The sequence below is a fragment of the Mesorhizobium hunchu genome, assembly GCF_040081975.1.
Classification (GTDB): Bacteria; Pseudomonadota; Alphaproteobacteria; order Rhizobiales; family Rhizobiaceae; genus Mesorhizobium; species Mesorhizobium hunchu.
This window is the reverse complement of record NZ_JBEBMG010000007.1, coordinates 111,689-133,446: the sequence shown is the minus strand read 5'-3', so window position 1 is coordinate 133,446 and position 21,758 is coordinate 111,689. Positions and strand designations below refer to the sequence as shown.

Sequence of the window (21,758 nt, the reverse complement as noted above, 5' to 3'; positions counted from 1 at the left end):
GATGACGGCCTCATCCGCCGGGCGGCCGATCGTGGGTTTCCGGCGCACTACTTGTTCTTCGATATCGCCCCTTCCGCCGCGATCCGACATAGCAGATCAAGTTCGCCATTTTCAGCGCGGCGATGTCGCGGCGCGCGGTTTTGAGGCTGACCTGCCACAACGCCATGATCTCGCTGGCGCCGCAGCGGTCGCCTTCGGCGACTCTGGCCAGAAACCAGTATTGGCGCTCATTGAGTTCTGCCCGATCAGGGTCATTCATAGAGTCGCGATCAGGGTCATCTTTAGGGTCATTTGGCCGGTGATCCGCCGGTCTCCTGCCCCCGGCAAACTCGCCGACGACATAGGCGGCCCGGGCCGCCGCCAGCGCATAGCGATCGACCGACCCTGACAATTTGGCGGCCACCGGTCCCTCGATGATCCCGAGAGCGAAAGCGCGAATGACGGGTGAGGACACCACGAGACGCAAGAAAAACACCGTATCGGGACCGTGTTGGCCCGAGAGCCAGTGTTTGACGGTGCGCTCGCTGGCATGGGTCTGGCGCATGATCTGCTTGATCGCACGGTGGCTGTCGCCGTGCTCCTTGCGCAGCAGTTCGGCCATGGTTTGCGCATAGATCTGGCGCGTGGCCAGGACACCTTTCCATGGCGGTAATTTCCTGCCCTTTTTCTGCAACATCTTCCGGTCTCTCCGCAGTTAAACTGGTCGAGGTGCGGAAGCGGTGGCGAGGCCACGTGCTGAGGCGGTCGGTTGCCCGGACCGCCTCAGGTAAAGCAGGAAAGGGCAAAGTTTGCCGAGATGGGATCTTAACGACGACGACCGATCCGAGCCGGCACCTCTGGTGCGCGCGGCCGAATATGTCCGCATGTCGACCGATCATCAGAAATATTCGACTGAAAACCAATCCGACGCGATCCGGCAATATGCAGAAGCGCGCGGGATCGCGATCGTGCGCACCTATGCCGATGCTGGCAAGAGCGGGCTCAAGATCGAGGGCCGCGATGCGCTCAGGCAGTTGATCGAGGATGTTGAGGCCGGCACGGCCGATTTCACATTGGTGCTGGTCTATGATGTCAGCCGCTGGGGCCGGTTCCAGGATGCCGATGAGAGCGCTTACTACGAATATATCTGCCGGCGCGCCGGGATTGCCGTGCAATATTGCGCCGAGCAATTCGACAATGATGGCAGCCCGGTCTCGACCATCGTTAAAGGCGTCAAACGCGCCATGGCCGGCGAATATAGCCGCGAGCTCTCGACCAAGGTGTTTGCCGGGCAAGGCCGGCTAATCGAAAAGGGTTTTCGCCAGGGCGGCCCTGCCGGGTTCGGCCTGAGGCGCACGCTGATCGACGAACACGGCGCGACCAAGGGGGTTCTTTCGCGCGGTGAGCACAAGAGCATCCAGACTGACCGGGTGATCCTGACACCGGGACCGGAGGACGAGGTCGCGCTGGTGCGCGAAATTTACCGCGCCTTTGTCCATCAAGGCCGCAGCGAAAGCGTGATTGCGGCCGATCTCAACGCGCGCGGCCTTGCAACCGATCTCGACCGGCCCTGGACGCGCGGCACGGTCCATCAGGTTCTGATCAATGAGAAATATGTCGGCGACAATGTCTGGAACCGCCGCTCGTTCAAGCTCAAGAAGAAGCGGGTGCGCAATGCGCCCGAAATGTGGATCCGTGCTGACGGCGCGTTCGCGGCGATTGTCGAGCGCGAATTGTTCGAGGTGGCACGCTCGATCATCGCCGCGCGCTCGTTCCGCTTGAGCGATGAGGAGATGCTTGATGCCCTGGCCGAGCTTTACCAGCGTCAGGGCATGCTTTCGGGGATCATCATCGACGAATGCGAGGCAATGGCCTCGAGCAGCGCGTACAGTTCACGCTTCGGCAGCCTGCTCAGGGCCTATAGCCTGGTCGGGTTCACCCCGGAGCGGGACTATCGCTATGTCGCGATTAACCGCGAACTGCGCCAGCTTCATCCTGGCATCCTGCGCGAGGTCCTCGACGGTCTGCAGGCAAGCGGCAGCGAAGCGTGGCGGGAGGACGAGAGCGACCGGGTGATCGTCAACGGCGAATTCAGCGTCTCGGTGGTGATCGCGCGCTGTTTCGAGACCCCGACGGGACTTTTGCGCTGGAAGCTGCGTTTCGATACCTCGCTTGCCCCTGACATTACCGTGGTCGTGCGCATGGACCGCGCCAATCGCGCGCCGTTCGACTACTACCTGTTCCCACGCCTCGAGAAACTGGCCGACAAGGTCCGGCTGAGCGAAGACAATGCGCTGGCGCTCGACGCCTACCGCTTCGACGACCTCGACCTGCTCTACACCATCGCCGCTCCCATCCCCTTACCGGAGGCTGCCTGATGTCTGCCGGGCGTTCCAGCGGTGTCGAAATGATCCCGATTTCGCGGATCACGGTGCTCAACTCGCGGGCGCGCAACAAGCGCCAGCACCGCGAGATCGTCAACAATATCGAGGCCATCGGGCTCAAGCGCCCGATCACGGTGGCGCGCCATAACGGTCCGGGCGGCGCGCGTTATGATCTGGTCTGCGGCGAGGGCCGGCTCGAAGCGTTCCAGATGCTCGGCCAGAGCGAGATCCCGGCGGTGGTGATCGAGGCAAGCGAGAGCCAGTGCCTGGTGATGAGCCTGGTTGAAAACATTGCCCGCCGCACGCCGCGTCCGATCGACATCATGCGCGAGATCGGCGCCTTGCGCGCGCGGGGTTATAACGACACGGCGATTGGCGAAAAGCTCGGGGTCGGCGCATCCTGGGTCAACATGATCGCCTCGCTGCTCGAACGCGGCGAGGAGCGTCTGGTCGCCGCAGTGGAGACGGGCGTGATCCCGATCACGCTGGCGATGGAGATTTCCAAGGCCGAGAGCGAGGAAGCCCAGACCCTGTTGCTCGACGCCTATGAGACCGGCAAGCTCAGAGGCAAGAAGCTGGCGGCGGCGCGGCGTATGCTCGACATGCGCATGCGCGCGCAGGGCAAGGGCCTGCCTTCGGGCCGGCTGGGTCGCAAGGGCAGCGGGAGGCGGATGACCGCCAATGATCTCATGCAGGTCTACCAGCGCGAGGCGGAAAAGCAGCGGCTCCTGGTCAAGAAGTCCGATTTCACCCAGACGCGGCTCTTGTTCATTGTCGAGGCGCTCAAAGACCTGCTAACCGACGAGAGCTTCCTTAACCTGCTCAGAGCGGAGGGCCTGGCGACGATGCCGCGGGCGCTGGCGATGCGGATTTCAGGAGAGCACGATGGCTGAACGGATCGACGATCCCGGCGAGCGCATCCATCAGGCGTTCGAAAGCCAGTTCGTGACCATACCCGTCGCAAGCATCGTGCCGCTCAAGACGCTGCCCGATGGCGCGCGCGAGGGCCGAACCTTCGCGCAGGTGCTCTCCTCGATCAAGGCGGTCGGGCTGATCGAAGCCCCGGCGGTCATGGCCGATAGGGCCAAGGCCGGATCGTATTTCCTGCTCGATGGGCATTTGCGGATCGAGGCGCTGAAAGAGCTCGGTATTGAACAGGTCGAATGCCTGATCGCCACTGATGACGACACCTATACCTATAACAAGCGGGTCAACCGGATTCCGCCGATCCAGGAGCATCGGATGATCGCCCGGGCCATGGATCGCGGGGTGGCGGCGACCGATATTGCCGAGGCGCTGAACCTGCAGGTGGAATCGGTCATCCGGCGCTTTCGCCTGCTCGAGGGCATCAGCCCCGAAGCGGCCGAGATGCTGAAAGACACGCCCTGCTCGATGAAGGTGTTCGACATTTTGCGGCAGATGTCGGCGATGCGGCAGATCGAGGCGGCGGACCTGATGATCGGGCAGAACAATTTTTCGATCATGTTCGCCCGCGCCCTTCGCGCGGCGACCCCGGACAATCAGCTGGCGACAGCCAAGAAAGGTAAGGGCGCCGGCATACCGACCCCGTCAGGCCAGCAGATCGCGCGCATGGAGCGCGAACTGGCGGCGCTGCAGACCCAGGTCAAATCGGTCGAGGAAACCTATGGCATCGACAATCTGCATCTGACGGTGGCGCGCGGCTATGTCGCCAAGCTTCTGGCCAATGGCCGGGTGACGCGCTGGCTCGCCAGCCACCGCCAGGAATATCTCGGCGAGTTCCAGAAGATCGCCGAGATCGACACGCTGGCGCCGATCGCCGAACCGGACGCCTGAGCAAGCAATGGGGACCCGGACCCGATAAGCGCGGGGACCATGGGAGACGCCGCACTGTGGGGCGGATCGAGCGTGGTGGTGGGAATGGCGGCGAACCCGCAGGAAGCCCACCAGGCTGGCCGCCATCAGGTCCAGCCGCCCCGCGGAAGCATCACAAGCTCCCGCATCACAGATCGGCGTGCCGGAGACGCGTTCCGGCACGCCGATTTCTACCGATTCCAGAGCGTTCGGCTTCTGGCGGCATGCCGGTGTGGCTCGCCATGTTGGCTTGGACGATGCCTGCAAAAAAGTGGCATTGTTCGCCCTGCTGAGATAACGTTCCCGCGAACCAGATGATCGCTTTTACGAAGATCTGAGGCAAATATAGTCTAGCGAGGCTGTTCGAGAGAAAGGAGGCGAGCATGTCGACGAAACAAATACTCGCGCTCCTGAATTCGCATATCGACGGCGATGAAGATCAGCTCTTGTCGATCGCCTTGCAAATCGCGGCTCAGGAAGCCCGTCAGGGCCGGGCCGAAGACGCCGAAAAGCTCAAGCGCCTTGTTCAAAAGGCGCGTGATCAACGCCGCACAGGCTCTCTTGCTGGCGGTCAGACACCCATCCCGCTGGCGCGTCCTCGGGGTGAGTTGCAGGGCTTGGTCGAGAGCGCCTATCCCAAGGTTACGCTGTCGAGCATGGTTCTGTCTGATGACCTCGCCAAGCGGCTTGAGCGGATCGTTCGTCAGCAGCAGGAACGTGTGACCCTGCGCGAGCACGGTCAGACCCCGACGACGCATATGCTTCTGGTCGGCCCGCCCGGCACCGGCAAGACGATGACCGCCTCGGCGCTGGCTGGCGAATTGCGACTGCCTCTCTTCACCGTGCGCCTTGAAGCCCTGTTCAGCCGCTTTTTCGGCGAAACCGCGGGCAAGATGCGCCTTCTGTTCGATCAGATCGCACAGACGCGCGGCGTCTATCTACTCGACGAATTCGATGCGATTGGTGCGCGCCGGGGCGATCCGAATGATGTTGGTGAAATCCGCCGCGTGCTCAACTCGGTTCTGGCCTTCATGGAAGAGCCCAACTCGACCGACAGCCTTGTTCTGGCGGCGACAAATCATGTTGAGATTCTGGACGAGGCTCTGGCGCGCCGCTTCGACGAGGTGATCGAGTACACGCTGCCGGACACTGTCTCCGCGCGGGCTATTATCGAACGCCGCTTGGGTAAGTTCAAATTCGCCGCGAAGGAATGGGGGGCGCTCGAAACCGCGCTGGGTGGCCTCAGCCAGGGCGAATTGGTTCGGGCGGCCGATGCGGTCGTCAAGGATGCCATTTTGGAGGGGGCGTCGAAGGTTTCACCAAAGGCTCTGCGCGATGCCTTGGAAAACCGGCAGACATTGAGGGGCAAGTTCCGTCGTCAATCCAGCCGTTAGGCAGGCTCCGCCAACGGATAGACTGGAACGCGAACGAACGAGCAGGATTTTATGGCGGAGCCAGACAATTTCGATACGAGAGACCGTCCATATATTCCCATCGACGCTTTCCGTGAAACTGCAGCTTACGAACGTCCACCACGCAATCAGGAACGTAAACCGCTTCGCGACGACTATGCGGCGCACGCCGCCCGGCTTCTCGACCAACTTGCGGTAGCGCTCGGCGATCTTCCCCAACCCGGGGACGATGCGCGGATCAGCATCCAGGGCCTGAAGCCCGGCACAATCGTCGAGATCGCGACACTGCCGCCGGCTGAAGGCTCGCGCACCAAGGCCGTCAAAGTTCCGACGGCGCTCGAATTTCCCACACAAGATGTGGTTGTGCTGCGCTCGGAACGAAATGAGGATCGCACCGAAAGTGCTCTGCTCTTTGTGCCGGACGATGCACGCATGTTCCTGCGCGGCCGCATCAGCGACTATGGCCGAGATCCAGGCAACCAGCGACGGCCCGATGTCGACCGCTTCGAGGTCGTTGAAGAAGTCCGCACGCTCGATACAGCATCGCTGTTCACCGGTGATGTGGACCTGACCGCACCGGACCTCTTATGGTGGGAATTGTGGGTCCGCCAGCCGGTTGCCCTGGCAGATCGCCTGGTCCACGCGGCGCGCAACGCCGATATCGACGTTCACGACGACCGCCTGATCTTTCCCGATACGACCGTTCTGTTTCTTCATGGCGCGGCCGCAACGGTCGCGATGTTTGCGATGCGCGTGCCGGGCGCGATTTCCGAAATCCGCCGCGCGACGGGAACGATCGAACCGTTCCTCGATCGCGGTGACGCTGGGGTCGGTCAACATGATTGGGTCGCGGAGCTGGCGCAGCGCGTCACGGCGCCATCACAGGACGCGCCGGTGGTCTGCACGCTCGATACCGGTGTTGCCGCTACCCATCCATTGATCGCCCCCGGCCTTCGCGGCGCGTGGGCTTATGACGCCGAATGGGGTGTCGATGACCACGAGCCCCATGGCGGTCACGGTACGCCACTGGCCGGGCTTGTTCTTTATGGCGATCTAGAGCCGCTCATGAACGATGCGCGCGCGGTGACACTGACCCATGGTGCAGAATCCATGAAGCTGTTGCCGCCGCATGGTTTTCCGCCGACCAAGCCGCCCAGCTACGGCGTCGTCACACAAGGCGCCGTCAGCGCGGTGGAGATCGAAGAGCCGGACAAGCTTCGCAGTTTTTGTATCGCGACCTCCGCGACCGATTTTCCGCCCAGCCGCCCTTCGACCTGGAGCGGTGCCCTCGATCAGGTCGCCGCCGGAGCAATGCCCGGCGAGGCTGACGAGAATGGTCCTGCGGCAGAGCGACCGAAGCGCTTAGTGGTTGTCGCAACCGGCAATGTATCCGGCGGCATGGCAATCGACGTCCTTCCCTCACAGCCGCTGGAAGATCCCTCGCAAAGCTGGAATGTCCTGACCATTGGCGGCTTTACCCGCAAGGAGCAGCCGCCAGCACCGCCGCCTGTGCTGAATGCGGCCGTACCGGCAAACCATCGCAGTCCCTTCAGCCGCGGCTCGCAATCGCTTCCCGATGATCTCACGCCCATCAAGCCGGAGGTATTGTTCGAGGCGGGCAACATGATGTCGGACGCCGCCGGCTTTTGTGGCTGGGATCCGGCGGTTTCGCTGCTCTCTGCAGGCTCTGATATTGCCGCCGCACCCTTGGTCCCGTTCTGGGCAACCAGCGCCGCTGCCGGTCTGGCTGGCAATTTCATCGGCCAGTTGCAATCCGCCCTACCTGACCTCTGGCCTGAAACGCATCGTGCGCTCACTGTGGATTCGGCGCATTGGCCCGAGCCGATCCGCAAGAAGTTCATCGGCCGGGGCGCGCATTGGAAAACCGGCTCGAAGGCTGAAAAGCAGCAGCATCTGCGCGAATTCGGATATGGCGTGCCAGATATTGGCCGCGCGATCCTGTCGGCCCGCAATGACGCGACGTTGGTCGCCCAAGCCGAAATTCAGCCCTTTGCCATCGGCGCCGATGGGCGAACCGGCGTCTTCAACGAGATGCATTTCTATGACCTGCCCTGGCCGAAAGCGGCCTTGGAGCAGCTGGAAAATGAAATCGTCACGATGAAGGTCACGCTCTCCTATTTCATCGAGCCGAACCTCACCGGCAAGGCAGCGACACGCCCCGACACCTATCGCTCCTTCGGTCTTCGCTTCGACATGAAAAAACGCCTGGAGAGCAAGACCCGCTTCCGCAGCCGGATCTCAGCAAGTCAGGCGAAGGACGGCACCGAAACCGCGAGCGAGACCAGTTGCTGGCTGTTGGGACCGAAGGCGATCCAGGCCGGCTCGCTGCATTGCGATTTGTGGCGGGGCCGCGCCATCGATCTGGCCGGACATGACGCCATCGCCATTTTCCCGGTCGGAGGCTGGTGGAAATCGCATGCCGGGCAGAAGCGGATTGAGGACAAGGCCCGCTATTCGCTGGTCATTTCCATTTCCGCGCCCGGCCAGGGGGTCGATCTCTATTCGGAGATCAGCGCGCTCGTCGAAGCGAAGGAGCTTGAAGTTCTGCTCGGCTGATACCGAAACCGGTTTTCGGACATTCGGCCAGCGTAATCACCCCGCCAGTTCCAGAGCCATCGGCTCTTCACGCAGGATCAGGCGGCGAAGCCGCCCCAGCATGTCGGTGCTGTTGGCGACGTCGATGCTCGCGGTTTCCAGAATCGTGGCGTGTCCGGTAATCGCATAACGCCCATGAACAGTGTCATCACCGCCGAGGCCGGGATGATGGGGATAGAGCAGCGTCAGGCGCGGCGCATCATAGAGCTGGGCATAGGCCATCATCTGGTAGACATCGGCCTGCGAGACGCCCTGCTTGGGATCATCGATCCGCGCCGATATCCGCTTCCACTTAGTGTCGATGACATGGACGACCCTGCCGCCCTGGCGGATCAGGATATCGGGCCGGGTCTGGAACAGAGCGCGCCCGCTGTCCTGCGCGCTCAGACAGAACAGCCGTCCACCCTGCAACGAAACAGTGAGCCCGGTTCCTGCCAGGGCGCGGGCGATCAAGCGCCCGACATATTCCTCAAATAGCGCATTCATCTCGAACAGCATGGCGGTGCCCTGGCCGGCGCCGCCGGTGGTCGTCTGATAGCGGTCCTGCAAAAAGAGCCGGGCCATGGCGAAGAGCTCCTGCCAGGACCGGTTGGTGCGGTCGATCACCACCTGATCCCAGCGCAGCGCGGCAATCGGCACGTCGGTAATATCGGCATAGACAAAGGCCAGCTCGCGCAGACGTTGCTGGTTGGCGGGCCGGCGCGAGAGGCGCGCCAGGCGCAGCACGGCCGCTTTCATGATCCGGTTGAGCGGCGTGTCTTCAGACAGGAGATCGAAGCGGCAGGCAAGGCGCGATGGATTGACCGCATGACGGGTGAACTGGCGGGTGATGTCGAGCTGGCCGCGCAAAGTCGGCAGATCGTCTTCGCAAGTGATATAGCGGCGCGGCATGCCCTTGCGCAGGGCTTCGGTCAGCTTGTCGCAGAAAATGCGGATCAGGATTTCGAGCAGGGTCTCGCGCTGCCAGGCGAGGTCGGTGATGACACCCAGGTCAATTTTCAAATCCAGCGCAACCGCCAGCATATGCACCAGGCGCTTGCGGATCGCCGCGTTCTGGTGATCGGTTGTTTCACCGGGCGCCACATCGATCTTGGGCAGGATCTCCAGGCTGGCATCGCCCGCTGCCAGAATGCCGACCACGCCGCGGGCACGCAAGCCATGCCGACCATGTTCGAGCACGCCGCTGCCGCCGCGTCCGGCAAAGGCCGAGCGGGCTGCCAGTGCCGCCAGCCTCTCGGCATGACCGTCGGGAATCTGCCCCGCGCCTTCGCCATAGGCGAGCTTGTCCCATTCCCGAACCGTATAGGCGGGCATCAGGCGGCAAAGTCCGAAAAATCGAAGCGCGCCTTGACGCTCCAGCGCCGCTTGTCGCCGCCCAGCTCATCATCGGCAAAGCCGGCCGGCGCCGTCAGCCGCCGCGCTTCGAGGAAATGGGAGCCATTGGTGCCATCGCTGTCGCCCAGCACCGCGGCGACTTTCGACCAATCCTCATAGAAATACTCGGCCAAGAGCGGGATGATCTTATGGCGCATGACGTCTTCGACATCTGCCCGGGAGCGACAGCCAGTGAAATAGGCGTGGCCGATCTGGTGTTCGCGATCGAAGAGATATTCGATCCGCTCGTTGATCGTGTGCAGCAGCTTGCACAGATCGATCCCCTCGAGATTTGCGGCATCGAGCCCCCTGGCCGCCAGCGCCTGGCGCAGTTCCTCGACGTCGGGCATCAGCTCGCGGAAGGTGAAGCGGCGGCGCAGAGCGGTGTCGAGCAGCGCGATCGAGCGGTCCGCCGTGTTCATCGTGCCGATGATGTGCAGATTGGCCGGCACGCCGAATTCGTCTCCCGAATATGGCAGATGTACTTTGAGCGCATTTGCCTGACCCAGGCGCTTATCGGGTTCCAGGAGCGTGATCAGCTCGCCGAAGACCTTGGAGATATTGGCCCGATTGATTTCATCAATGATCAGTACAAAGGCCTCGCGTTCGGCATCAGCGTCGGCCTCCTTAATCGCGCTATTCATGTAACGCTCAAGGGCAGGAATATTGAGGCGCTCCTTTCTCAGCGAGTAGAGCGACCGCATAGTGAAGTTGCCGTCATAGATCTCGGTAACGGGAACGCCGGCAGGATCGTGCCAGAGCCAACGGACGGCACGCCTGTGGCCAAATTTTCCCTCCGGTCGTGGATGATATTCGTAGGGCCCGGTCACCTCGCCTATGGCTCGGATCAACCGGTTTCCTTTCGAGACGATAACAATATCGCCAGCCTTGAGGCGATTGCGAAACGTATCGGTGATCGACACCTGACCAGACTGCAGGGTGACAGTCCCTTCGATCTTACCCTGCGCCTCGCATGCTTTCAGGATCTCCTCGGCGTTTTCGTACTTTGGGTCGCTCCAGTCGATGTCCTCCCAGTCAAGGAGGGTGTACCCGCCTTCGATCACTTCCTCGAAGAGCTCCTGGTCGCCAGCGTCCCTGCTGAAGCCCACCGACATCTTGTAAATCTGGCGGCCATCCGTCGTTATCCTGTTGCTGATCGCTTTTTTACCAAGCCCAGTCTCGGCTCGTTTGGCGATGCGCCGGAATATCCCGGGCACGGTTTCGAGCCGGAACCCCACAGAGACGGCTTCCTCATCGTCGTCGGATCCCGTCATGGGCTGACGGCCCTCGACAAAATCCTCATAGGCCATTGACTGATGGAAGGTGACGAAGTCGATGCGGCCTTCACCGGCAAGACGGTGATACTCCGCCATCAAAGCCTCGCGGTGATCGCGCAGTGGTTCGGCTGCAGCGTCGCCCAGACAAAGCCGCACCGCCTCCCAGGCGGTGGCATAGGTCTTGCCGGTTCCCGGCGGGCCGTAAAGGATGAGATTTGTGGTGGCGGAAATGTTGGCCAATGGATCTGAAGTCATGGTGGACTGCTCTGTTTTCTCACCGAGATGGAATGTGAAGATCGAATCCCGGCTGTCAGCCGGGCCGCTAAGCTGAGGCTTTGGAACACCTGTGAGCCGCTGCAGGTTTTCGTCGCTTAGGGCTGCGCAAATCGTCGGTGTCCGTTCCGACAAATCTGCCCTGAGATCTCCAGCGCGAATTGAGACTCTTGGAGCGCCGATCTCCTTGGCTGGCTCAATATAATAGTTAGCAGCGCAAAGCTGAACCCGAGCTCTTCCACTGATCAAATGGCTGTTCTGATCGGGTTGCTCTATCGGTCTGTCATCGGCATCGACGATGATGTAACCCGCATTGTGGAGCTGGGCGGCGGCATCGGCCTTCTGTCCCCACCCGCCATTGAGCTGCGTCTTGCCGCGCAGGAAGCCGACGATCGGCTTGGAGGGATAGACCCGACCCGGCCGCGCGCGTGTCGAGCGCACCCAATAGTCACGCGGCTCGCCAAAAGCTTCGAAGATCGCGGCGTGCTCGCCCGACTGGCGGTAGCTGTCATAGGCGTCCATCGCCGCCTCGATCGCTTCGCGCGAAAAGGTCGCCACATCTTCTTCCTTGTAATTGTGGACGATCCACAGCGCGCTTTGCACATCGATCATGTCGCGCGGCGCCAGACCCCGGTCCGCAAAAGCGGCGCGCACGGCCTGCATGAAGCGCCATTCGTCGCGATAGGTGTCGGCCATCGACGCATGATCGGGAAAGCGGCTGCCAACCGCTTCCAGCCACAGATCCTGGCGCACCGAATGGCGGATATAGATGCCTTCGTCCGGAGCGAGATGGAGGAACAGGAATTCGGCAATCTGGCGCGCCGGATCGGGCTTGCCGTCGGGGACGGCCGCAATCCACGCGTCAACAAAGGCCTCCAGCGCCGAGGCGTGACCGTCCGCCGCGCCAAGCGCGGCGTCGACAAGCGCGCGCAAGGCCGGCCAGAGCTGCTCGCGATTAGCGTCGCCCTTGGGCGACATCGGCCAATAGGCGCGCCATTGCAGCAGATTGCTTTTGGCCAGCGCGGTGTTGACGGCATCGGCCAGTTCCTGGTCGAAATCGGCTTGCTCGATCGCCGTCCTGAGCTCGGCCGCAATCGCCAGCTTGTAGGTCCGCTCCGCCTCATCGAAATGCGGATCAGGCGGGTCGAACCGCTCGAAGGCGGGAAAGAAATGGCGCAGCCGCTCGATCCAGCGCGTGATCGCCGCCGGATTGAGCATCAGCGCATCGCCAGACTGCAACAGCACCGCGATCAGCCGGCGCAGGGTTTCGGCATCTTCAATCCTCACGACAAAGCAGTCAGCGTCGCCAAAGGACCAGTCGCGGCTGAGGCCGGAATGCCGACCGCCATCCTTCATGCCGCGCTGATAAGGACGCAACTCGGTGGCAAAGCCATTCGCCTCGACAGAATCGCGCCATTTTATGTGCAGAAAGACGTTGGATGGATTCTGGATTTCCCACACGAGCCGCTCGCCAGGGCCAAATTCAAGCGACACCATCTTCTTGGTGATACCCGCGCCGGGACGGAGTCCCGAGCTGCGCAACACGTCGAAAAGCGCTCTTCGCAGTGGAATGGAGCCCTCGCGCTCATTTTCATCGAGGCGCGCCTCGAAATTCTCCCACATTCAAACGTCTCCAAACTCAGGCAATGCGCATAGCGTGTTGACGAGGCGCATCTGTTCAACGGTGTTGCATTTTGCTTCGCGCAGCCGCGGTGCGCCGAAGACGAGCGCCAGGCCTTTGGCGCGCGAGACAGCGACATTGATGCGGTTGAGCGAGAACAGGAAATCCATGCCGCGCGATGTTTCCTCGACTGAGGAGGCGGTCATCGACACCAGGCAGACGGGTGCTTCCTGCCCCTGGAACTTGTCGACCGTGCCGACACGAATGCCAGCGGGCAGCGCGTCCTGCAGGGCATTGACCTGCGCATTATAGGGCGCAACGACGATGATGTCGGCGGGCTCAAGGGCGCGCGTTGTCCCATCCTTATCGGTCCAGCTTCCCGAGAGCAGATCGTCGATCGTCGCCTGAATGGCAGCGACTTCCTCGGCTGCGATCTGGGCATTGCCCTCATGAACGACCGGCACCCAGAAAGCGCCAGCTTCCGGAAAGCCCATCCCGCGGACTGCCTGGACGGCTGTATCGGGTGCGCTGTTGAGACGGCCTTCATAGACCTGCCGCGAAATAAATCCGCAGACATCGGGATGCATGCGGCGTGAGACCGGCAGAAAGATGCCGCGATCGGGCGGGATGGTGGCGTGCTCGCCCAGCATCCACTCGAGACAGGAAAGGTTGGCCGGATCGGGATGGGCACCCTGGATGACCTGCGGCAATTGCCGCGGATCGCCGACCAAAACGATGTTGCGCGCGCAGCGCCCCATGGCGACCATATTGGCCAGCCCCACTTGCCCGGCTTCATCGACGAAGAGCCAGTCGAGCGCCTGCTCGTGCTCGGATCGGGCAAAAAAGAAGGCGGTGCCGCCGATCACATGGGCGCGGCTCCAGAGGGAATCGTCATTGGCCGTCGAGCGGATGACGCCGATACAGTCGTCCGGATAACCGTCTTCGCCGCTGCTGACCTTGTGGCCGATGCACAGGCCCGGGACAGGATCGTCATCATCTTGCGCGGCAAGACACCCCATCAGCACATTGCGGATGGCCTCGTGGCTGTTCGAGGTCACGCCAACGCGGTGCCCCTGGCGCACCAGCGCAAGGATTGCCCGCGCGGTGACATAGGTCTTGCCGGTTCCCGGCGGCCCCTGGATCGGCAGCACGGTGCCATCCATGGCGGCGATCGCCGCGATCGTGCCGGTCAGGGGATCGGCGCCATCAAGCAGATCGGCGCGCGGTTCCGTCACCAGACGCGGGGCTGTGCGCGCAAGCAGATCATCGAGCGCCGTCAGGCGGCGCACGCCGCATTGATCCTCGATTACATCGCGCAGGGCCGCGGCAATGACGTCCGTATTGAGCGGCCAGTCGGGGTGGAGCGTCAGGCGATCGGTCAAGAGATGCGCCTTGGCCGCCCCCGCCTTGACCGCGATGATCCGCTCACTGCGGTCGAGCTCTTCGATGCTGACCGTGGCCGGCGGTCCGTTAGTGACCGGGACCGTCGCTTTGCGGCCGGCGCGCAGCTTGGTCTCCTGGAGCGGAAAGCGATAGCGGCGCAGCACCGAGCGTTTGACGGGTTCTGCCGGATCAATGGCTTCCAGACCGGCCAGTGCATCGAGATCGTCGATCAGCTCGTCCTCGTCCTTGCCAGCGCTGTCGAAAACCGCCCATTGCGCGGGCTTGGCCTCGCGCTTGTGAAACAGGCCGAGGTTGAACAACATGTCTTGCCGCTCCTGCGGCAGACCGGATGCGGCAAGCCTCGCGCGCAGGGCCTGCGTATCGGCGTCCTCCTCGACTTCCTTGTCGCCGGCATCCACCGCAAGCACCGGCCAGGGCGCGGCGGGACGGATACTCACCAACCAGTCGCGCAGCTCCTCGGTCGAAATACAGTCGATGCGGTTATAGTCTTCGATCTCGTCGAGGATCGTTTGTTCGCCGGTTTCGCGCCAGCGTTCATAGGCAACGACCGAACCGCCGGCGGTTTTGACCTCACCTTCGCGCACCCGGCCATAGAAGGCTTCCATCGACTTGATCGAGTAATTGGCTTCCGAGCCGATCAGTGCGCCACGCACCACCGCGAAAAGATCGACAAAGCGCCGCTCACGCAGCAGGCGATCGAGAAAGGCCTCGCCGGTCCCGTATTGTGCGGTCAGCCGGCGCAAGGCGGTAATCTCATAGGGTGCATAGTGATAGATGCGCGCTTCAGGATAGGCCGCGAGCCTTTGCCGAAAAAACTCCAGAAGGCCCGCCAAGGCCCGCGCTTCGGCGCCATGGTCATGCGCCCAGAAAGCCTTGAACTGGCCGTCGAACCAGACGCCGTGGAGATATTCGAGGCCGCCTTCGTAATGCGGATCTCCCTCGATATCGTAGAAGAGATCGCCCGGCTGCGGCGCGGGCAAAAGATCGAAGCCCTTGCCGGGTTCGGCCTCGCGCAACTCGAAGGCCGGCGCCCCTGTCTTGCGGGCATGCTGCAGGCGCGCCTGCGTCACCAGCCGTATCCGGGTGGTCTCGGCCATGCCGCGGATGGGATGATCGAGCCCGGCCAGCCGCTCCATCGTGGTGATGCCAGCCGCCTCGAGTTTCTTGACCTGGGTCCGGGTAATATTGGCGACGTTGAACAGGCTGTCTTCGGCCTGCCACTGGCTTTCGCAGTGATCGCCCCAGCGGCAAAGCCCACAATCGGCACAAGGGATCGGCCGGGTCGGCACCGGGTTCTCCAGGAAAACCTCGAGCCGCTGACGCGCCATGCGCGCATAGGCCTGATAATCCGCGAGCCGTAGCTGCGCCCGGCTGCCATCGCCGAGTTCGACATGGGCAAATTCGGGGGCGACGCCCTGAATCTCGGCCAGCAAATCCGAGTAGAGCACGAGCTGCAGCACATGTTTGGGATGGGGCCGCCGCTTGAGCTTGGTGTCGGTGACTTCGTAGCTGAAGGGGGCGAGATCGGACGGGCGCTCGACCCGCTCGAGAAAATCCGACCAACCGCCCCAATTGTCGCCCAGCAGCGCCCCCTGAAAGACGATCTGCGGACCGCTTGCCAAAGCCGCCCGGGTTGCCTGCGCATTTTCGGCAAGGTCGGACCGGTCGATCTCGATCACCGACGCATCCGATGCCCTGAGCTTGGCCAGATGGGCAGCTTCGTGGGCATCGCCCTGCTTCTGGAGCAGCGCGGCATCCTCGGTATCTTCGCGCGGAACTGGCCCCTCGCCACGCATATAGGCGAGATCGAGCGCGGTCGCGTGAGCGCAGCCCATGAACCGCATCAGATCCGATGCGGACAAGAGTATCCGATCCCCCTCAATAGTTCGCATTACCGCCCCCTCGTCGAACGCAATCTCCAACAAGACTTGCATCTCGACAGATTGCACGTTCAGCCATAGCGTGCGTGGGTGTCAATATATGACATAGTCTGTGACCAGGATTTGGATCATGTCGTTCGCCAAGGCTCAGGACCTGATCAGGCTGGCGCGTCTGGCCGCCACGCGGCGGACGGGCATCGGCCTCGATGAGATCTGCGAGGAATTCGGCGTTTCGCATCGCACGGCGCAGCGTATGACCGATGCGCTAGAGACCGTGTTCACCAATGTCGAAGCGGTGGATGGTGACGACCGCCGGCGGCGCTGGCGTGTCGCCGACCCCATGCTCGACCGGCTCCAGACCCGCCAGGAAACGGCAGTCGAAGCGCTGGAGATCGCCGGCCGAACGGCGCGCGGCGATGGCCGGCTACGCCACGCGGCGGCCCTTGAAGACCTGCGCGACGGATTGCTGGCGCGCCTGACACCGAAGGATGCGCTGCGCACCGAAGCCGATGTCGAGGCGGTCCTGTTGGCAATGGGCTCGGTGACGCGCCCCGGTCCACGCGTCAATCTGGCGCCGGCGGTGCTCGATGCCGTGATCGAGGGACTGCGCGGCCCGTTTCGTCTGCGGCTGCGCTACCGGGACGAGGCTGCACCCGAACGGATCATCGAGCCGCACGGGCTCCTGCTGGGCCATCGCAGCTATCTGGTGGCGCGCCAGCCGGCGCGCGGCGAAGACATGCTGAACTTCCGGATGGACCAGATCCTGAGCGCCCAGACCCTGGATGAGAGCTTCAGCTTGATGCCCGGCTTTTCGCTGGAGGACTATGCGGCGCAATCCTTCGGCGTCTACCAGGACCCGGCACAATATGATGAGGTCATCTGGCGTTTTGCGCCGCATGCCGCAGCAAGGGCGGCCGAGTTCTGCTTTCACCCAAAGCAAACCGTTGAGGTGCAAGAGGATGGCGGGCTTATCGTGCGTTTTCATGCGGCGGGCTGGCTCGAAATGGCGTGGCATCTCTATCAATGGGGAGATGCGGTCGAGGTTATCGCACCCGCAGGGCTGCGCACGCTGGTCGAAAATTACCGCAGGAGCGATTTTGGCGCCCTGCCATAAGACAACAGGAACGAAGCGGAATGACGACAAAGACGGGCCTCACCCATGCAGAACTGAAAACCAAGCAGCGCGCGATCCGTGAGGGCTTTCCGCAAACGATGGGCCTGCGTGTCCACCGCGCTATCAGCTGGATCGGCCGCGCCGAGACCTGCGGGACCGACGACGACGCCAAATTCATCTTCCTATGGATCGCGTTCAACGCCGCTTATGCCGACGAGGGCGAATTCCAGACCATCCAGCCGGGCGAACCGCGATGGTGTGCCCAGTGCCCTAATTCGTGTCCAATCGAGAACCGCCGCCGCTCTGGCGGCGAGGCGGCGTTCACCGATATGATCGCTTTGTCGTCGAGCCCAATGATCCGGGCCTCACAATTGACGAGGGGACGAATTTTGATCTTGGCCCCGACGTGCCAGGCAATGGCTTCAAGATCAATATCTCTGGGATCGTCGATGCCCAAAGACTGAAGCAGACCTTCGGCTCTTGTTGGCCGTTTCATCATTTGCCACTGTTATCGTCGCGATCGCGTTCAAGCTCGGCAATATCTTCAAGCATGCCGTCATCATCTTCATTGCCGCCCTGGCCGAACCGGGCGGCAAGCGTCAGATTTGCGCCGTCATCATTGGCTCCGGTCGTGAGCGAGGTGAGCCGCCGCTTTGCGCGTTCGATATCCAAGTCGGAAACAGGCGCTGAAGCGAAGACGTCCGAACGAACCGCGAGTCGCGCCGCTTCGAGCTTGCGCTTGGCCAGGCGCGAGCGTCCGGTCGCAATCGCTGCATCGAAGGCCTTGACGTCGGCTTCATCTACCGGCTCGTCATCCTTGCCATGCACGATCTCGTCGATCAGGAACTCGTGCAGGTGGTCGAGCCACTCTCTATCTTTCCCTGACATGTCGACCTTCCAATCTGCCTAGCGCTCGCGCGCAGCTGCCGCCAGCCTCTTTCCAAGCTGCAGCATCTGTCTCTTGAAGCGCCGGCGAACAGTTGCCAGCGCGACCGTGTCCATTCCCATCCAGTCCGCCAAGTCCTTTCCGATGAACGGGACGGACATGCCCTCGAAAAGCAGCTCAAGCTCTGCATCGCCGGCGATGTCGGCAAGCAGAGCTTTGTGATATTCGTCCGTATCAATGCGGTCGACATCGTCTCCCGCATCGGCGCTGGCCGCGTCGATTGCAATCGTCCCGTGATCTGCATCGCGTTCGATCACGCCGAACTTGCCCTTTTCCTTCCCGGAACCCATGCGCCGAATGCGTGTGCGTTCGGTGATGAACTGAATGTCGGAAGCTAGGCTCTTGATCGTACCCAACAGGACGGGGAAGAGGTCGTCGTTATCGGCCCGGCGTTTCCGACGCCCCTCCCACATCCTGACAAAGGCCTCGCTGATCAGTTCGTCGGCGTCTGCAAGACATGCGGCCGCACATTTGACGGCAAACCGATATGCGTCCCGCTTTTGCGCAGACGTCATGCGGTCGAAGAAATTGCTTACCTCCTCTTCCGAGCAAGGTATACGTCTAACGCCGGCTTCGGCATCCATTCGACGTCTCCCAAAACACCCCTTCGACTCTCCTCCAGACTCTTATGCGCTCATCAAAGCCGATTCAGACAAAAAATTGTCCGAATCTCCAAATCCCGCGCCTTTCTTTTAAGGGCGCCTCCCAAGCCGCACCGAAACCTTTGAATTCAGGAACATGACTATGACTGTATCCGCATACCGGGGGAAGAACCCCTTCGAAGACCCGCTCGATCGCATCCTGGCGGAAATCGCCTTCAGCGTTCAGTTGCCTCCGTCCCTCCATGCCAAAGCCTGCCAGCGTTACAAGGCGGTGCGCGAATACCTGGAACGCACGACGGCGTTCCAGGATCAGATTGAGCATTTTTATGCACAGGGATCGATGGCTATCGACGCGACCATTTCCACGCGCGGCACCGACGACGAGTACGATATCGACATCGTCGCCCAGCTTGGCGGTCGCTATCGTCACATGACGCCGCTCGTGATCCTGCAGGCGCTCGCTGCGGCCCTGAGGGACTACCCGGTCCAGAAAGTCGTCCGGCAGAGCCGCTGCGTCACGCTGTTCTATGCCGACAACATGCATCTCGACGTGACGCCGGCACTCCGCGACTACGGCACCACCGATCGCCAGTCGGAGATCACCCACGCGAAGGGGCCGCTTCCGTCGAATGACGACAGCATGGTGCCCATGAACGCCTATGGACACGCTGAATGGTATAGGGCTCGCACGCCGAACGAAGACCGCGTGATCGAAGCCTTTAAGGACCGGTGGTTCGGCGACCATCGGACGAGCATCCGCGCCGACGCCGAAGTCGATGAAGTTCCCGATCAGACGCAGTTCGTCGTGAAGAACATGGCGACTGTCGCGTTGCAGCTGCTGAAGCGCTATCGCAACGTTCGCTACGCGAACCATAGCGGCCGCATCCCACCGTCGGTCATGCTTTCGTACTTTGCCGGCGCTGCGGCGCTTCCCGACATGAAGCTCTCAGACATACTGGTCCGTATCTGCCGCTGGATCATCGGCGAGATCGAGCGGGCGTCGATCAACCGTCAGAAGCTTCACGTCGTCAACCCGACCTACAGCGCCGATGTCTTCACCGACCGCTGGCCGGAAAACCTGGATCAGCAGAACCAGTTCGCCCGCTATCTCCACGATCTCGTGGCCGGGATCGAGCGCGCGAAGCGCGGTGAGTTGGATCCCGTTCGGCTTCAGGACTGGCTGCGTGAGATGTTTGGCGACCGCGTTGTAACACGCGCAGCCGACAGGATGGCGGACGCCACCGGCGCGGCGATCATCGCTGGATCGCAGGTCTACAGCAAGAAGGGCAGCATTCTCCTGCCGGCCACGGCCACGATCGTTACCTCGGCGGCTCCGGTTGCCGCCAAGCCGCACACCTTCTTCGGAGATCCGGTTGATGAATAGTCGACCACTCTCGATCGAGGAGCAGGTCGCTTCGATGAGGCGTGACTGGCCCGGCTTTCGGGTCAGTCACCTTTCCCGCCGCGACGGCGCGGCACGCTGGACCGGTGACCTGAAGCAATTCCAGGTCCACCGGATAGAGATCCGTTACCGGGTGGACTATGCGCCTGAGGTGCGAGTTCTGTCCCCGGCTCTGATCCGGGTACCGGAAAATCCGGAAGGCTCGCTCCCCCATGTTTATGACCGTGACGCTGACCCGAAGCTCTGCCTCTACGACCCGGCGACAGACGAGTGGGACGAAACCATGCATCTGTCCCAGACAATCGTTCCCTGGAGCGCCGATTGGCTCGCCTGCTACGAGTTGTGGCTCATGACCGGACGCTGGACCGGCGGCGGGCGTCATCCGACCCCTCGTGCAGCGGGAGTTACATCATGACTTATCAGCCACCCCGCCGTTCGGACGGCACTCTTCAGCAAACGCGAAAGAAGGAGCCGTGGCCGGAAGGCCGAATCTTTCGCATCCTGTCAATCGATGGCGGCGGCATCAAGGGCGTCTTTGGCGCATCCTATCTCGCCGAGATCGAGAGGCGTTTCCTGGACGGGCAGTCGATTGCATGTCACTTCGACATGATCACCGGCACCTCGACCGGGGGCATCATCGCACTGGCGCTGGGCGCCGGGATGACGGCTCGGCAGGCTGCCGAGATCTACACCGAACGCGGATCCTTGATCTTTCCGAAGGGCAACGGGATCTTCGATCTCCCGCGGTGGCTGCGGCGCCCCAAGCATGATCAGAGTGTCCTGAAGGACGAATTGCTCAAGGTCTTCGGTGACCGCCTGCTCGACGACGCAACGACGCGTCTAGTTATACCGAGCTTCGAGGGGCGCTATGGCGAGCCCTATATCTACAAAACCCCCCACCACCCCGACTACAAGAAGGATCGACACGCGAAGGCAGCGCACGTTGCGCTGCATACATCGGCTGCTCCGGGATACTATCCCGGGGTCGAGAATGACGGCCACATCATGATCGACGGGGGCATCTGGGCGAACAACCCTGTTATGAATGCCGTGGTCGATGCGCTCGCCTGCTACGATCTCCCGCGAGAGAACATTCGGGTTTTGTCCATCGGCACGGGAGACGAGATCCTTGGGCTCGACGAAAGCGTCCGAAAAGGGGGCCTCTTGCGCTGGGTATTTCCCGGATTGGGCAAGGCGCCGATGATCTTTCGCGCTGCGGCGAAGGCTCAGTCTCACAACGCCCTTGGCCAGGCCTACCTTCTCGTTGGCAAGCAGAACGTCGTCCGCATCGATCCTCCTGAATCGGAAAATCCGATCGGCCTCGATGACGTCGAGCGTGCGGTGACGGAACTGCCCCGGCTGGCGCGTTCGCATGCCGAGGCGACCGGGCACTACATCAACCAGATATTCCTTGGAGATGCGGCGGACCGGTTCGTCAAGTGCGCGCTGTCATAGTGTCTGAACGAACCGCTGCAGATTGAAGGCTGTTTTGGATAACCAACAGCTACTCGGAACGGCCGAGATTGTGTGCATTGCTGCAGCGAGCTAGCAACCGCTACGAGGATGAGAAGGACAAGCAGTGCGCTAGAAGCGCGTCAGGCCTCTGTTCACTTGCTATGCGGTGGATTGTGCATATATTGT

16 protein-coding genes are annotated in these 21,758 nt (G+C 62.0%); 9 read left to right on the top strand and 7 right to left on the bottom strand.

Annotation, left to right across the window (positions count from 1 at the left end):
* Window positions 1-10: 10 nt before the first annotated feature.
* Complete coding sequence (locus ABMA46_RS14400) at window positions 11-676, bottom strand: Fic family protein (RefSeq protein ID WP_278557356.1); 666 nt, start codon at window positions 674-676, stop codon at window positions 11-13.
* 112 nt (window positions 677-788) lie between these two features.
* Between ABMA46_RS14400 and ABMA46_RS14395 the strand changes: the two genes are divergently transcribed.
* The 5 genes from ABMA46_RS14395 to ABMA46_RS14375 all read left to right on the top strand — a co-directional run bounded on the left by ABMA46_RS14395 (window position 789) and on the right by ABMA46_RS14375 (window position 8,185).
* The gene (locus tag ABMA46_RS14395; RefSeq protein WP_425475746.1) at window positions 789-2,357 is read left to right on the top strand and encodes a recombinase family protein; all 1,569 of its coding nucleotides are present in this window, start codon (window positions 789-791) and stop codon (window positions 2,355-2,357) included.
* Window positions 2,357-3,256 (top strand): plasmid partitioning protein RepB C-terminal domain-containing protein, encoded by a 900-nt coding sequence (locus tag ABMA46_RS14390; RefSeq protein ID WP_349000327.1) that lies wholly within the window; start codon window positions 2,357-2,359, stop codon window positions 3,254-3,256. The genes ABMA46_RS14395 and ABMA46_RS14390 overlap by 1 nt, the downstream gene beginning before the upstream one ends.
* Complete coding sequence (locus ABMA46_RS14385) at window positions 3,249-4,178, top strand: plasmid partitioning protein RepB C-terminal domain-containing protein (protein ID WP_349000326.1); 930 nt, start codon at window positions 3,249-3,251, stop codon at window positions 4,176-4,178. Before ABMA46_RS14390 ends, ABMA46_RS14385 begins: the two co-directional genes overlap by 8 nt.
* Before the next feature lie 401 nt (window positions 4,179-4,579).
* On the top strand, window positions 4,580-5,590 hold the full coding sequence (locus ABMA46_RS14380; protein WP_349000324.1) for an AAA family ATPase: 1,011 nt from the start codon (window positions 4,580-4,582) through the stop codon (window positions 5,588-5,590).
* Window positions 5,591-5,641: 51 nt separating this feature from the next.
* Window positions 5,642-8,185 (top strand): S8 family peptidase, encoded by a 2,544-nt coding sequence (locus ABMA46_RS14375; RefSeq protein WP_349000323.1) that lies wholly within the window; start codon window positions 5,642-5,644, stop codon window positions 8,183-8,185.
* 36 nt (window positions 8,186-8,221) lie between these two features.
* Here the strand turns inward: ABMA46_RS14375 and ABMA46_RS14370 are convergent, their stop codons facing one another.
* Genes ABMA46_RS14370 through ABMA46_RS14360 form a run of 3 tightly spaced genes read right to left on the bottom strand, consistent with a single transcriptional unit; the run spans window position 8,222 to window position 16,035 of the window.
* A complete protein-coding gene (locus tag ABMA46_RS14370; RefSeq protein WP_349000321.1) occupies window positions 8,222-9,538 on the bottom strand; it encodes an McrC family protein in 1,317 nt (438 codons plus the stop codon).
* On the bottom strand, window positions 9,538-12,771 hold the full coding sequence (locus ABMA46_RS14365) for an AAA family ATPase (protein ID WP_349000320.1): 3,234 nt from the start codon (window positions 12,769-12,771) through the stop codon (window positions 9,538-9,540). The genes ABMA46_RS14370 and ABMA46_RS14365 overlap by 1 nt, the downstream gene beginning before the upstream one ends.
* Window positions 12,772-16,035 (bottom strand): TM0106 family RecB-like putative nuclease, encoded by a 3,264-nt coding sequence (locus ABMA46_RS14360; RefSeq protein ID WP_349000318.1) that lies wholly within the window; start codon window positions 16,033-16,035, stop codon window positions 12,772-12,774.
* A gap of 148 nt (window positions 16,036-16,183) precedes the next feature.
* On the opposite strand from ABMA46_RS14360, the gene ABMA46_RS14355 reads away from it, so the two are divergent.
* The gene (locus ABMA46_RS14355; protein WP_349000317.1) at window positions 16,184-17,167 is read left to right on the top strand and encodes a helix-turn-helix transcriptional regulator; all 984 of its coding nucleotides are present in this window, start codon (window positions 16,184-16,186) and stop codon (window positions 17,165-17,167) included.
* A 205-nt stretch (window positions 17,168-17,372) separates the two neighbouring features.
* Here the strand turns inward: ABMA46_RS14355 and ABMA46_RS14350 are convergent, their stop codons facing one another.
* Genes ABMA46_RS14350 through ABMA46_RS14340 form a run of 3 tightly spaced genes read right to left on the bottom strand, consistent with a single transcriptional unit; the run spans window position 17,373 to window position 18,697 of the window.
* A complete protein-coding gene (locus ABMA46_RS14350; RefSeq protein ID WP_349000424.1) occupies window positions 17,373-17,663 on the bottom strand; it encodes an ImmA/IrrE family metallo-endopeptidase in 291 nt (96 codons plus the stop codon).
* Window positions 17,663-18,055, bottom strand: a complete 393-nt coding sequence (locus ABMA46_RS14345; RefSeq protein ID WP_349000315.1) for a hypothetical protein — start codon at window positions 18,053-18,055, stop codon at window positions 17,663-17,665. The genes ABMA46_RS14350 and ABMA46_RS14345 overlap by 1 nt, the downstream gene beginning before the upstream one ends.
* Before the next feature lie 18 nt (window positions 18,056-18,073).
* Window positions 18,074-18,697, bottom strand: a complete 624-nt coding sequence (locus ABMA46_RS14340) for a hypothetical protein (RefSeq protein ID WP_349000314.1) — start codon at window positions 18,695-18,697, stop codon at window positions 18,074-18,076.
* Between the two features lie 160 nt (window positions 18,698-18,857).
* On the opposite strand from ABMA46_RS14340, the gene ABMA46_RS14335 reads away from it, so the two are divergent.
* From ABMA46_RS14335 to ABMA46_RS14325, 3 genes are read left to right on the top strand one after another with little or no spacing between them, the layout of a single operon-like run.
* Window positions 18,858-20,099: a nucleotidyltransferase domain-containing protein gene (locus ABMA46_RS14335; RefSeq protein ID WP_349000313.1), complete on the top strand. Its 1,242-nt coding sequence runs from the start codon at window positions 18,858-18,860 to the stop codon at window positions 20,097-20,099.
* Window positions 20,092-20,532, top strand: coding sequence for a type II CBASS E2 protein (locus ABMA46_RS14330; protein ID WP_349000311.1), 441 nt, complete (start codon window positions 20,092-20,094; stop codon window positions 20,530-20,532). The genes ABMA46_RS14335 and ABMA46_RS14330 overlap by 8 nt, the downstream gene beginning before the upstream one ends.
* Window positions 20,529-21,572, top strand: a complete 1,044-nt coding sequence (locus ABMA46_RS14325) for a CBASS cGAMP-activated phospholipase (RefSeq protein ID WP_292385824.1) — start codon at window positions 20,529-20,531, stop codon at window positions 21,570-21,572. Before ABMA46_RS14330 ends, ABMA46_RS14325 begins: the two co-directional genes overlap by 4 nt.
* Window positions 21,573-21,758: the final 186 nt, after the last annotated feature.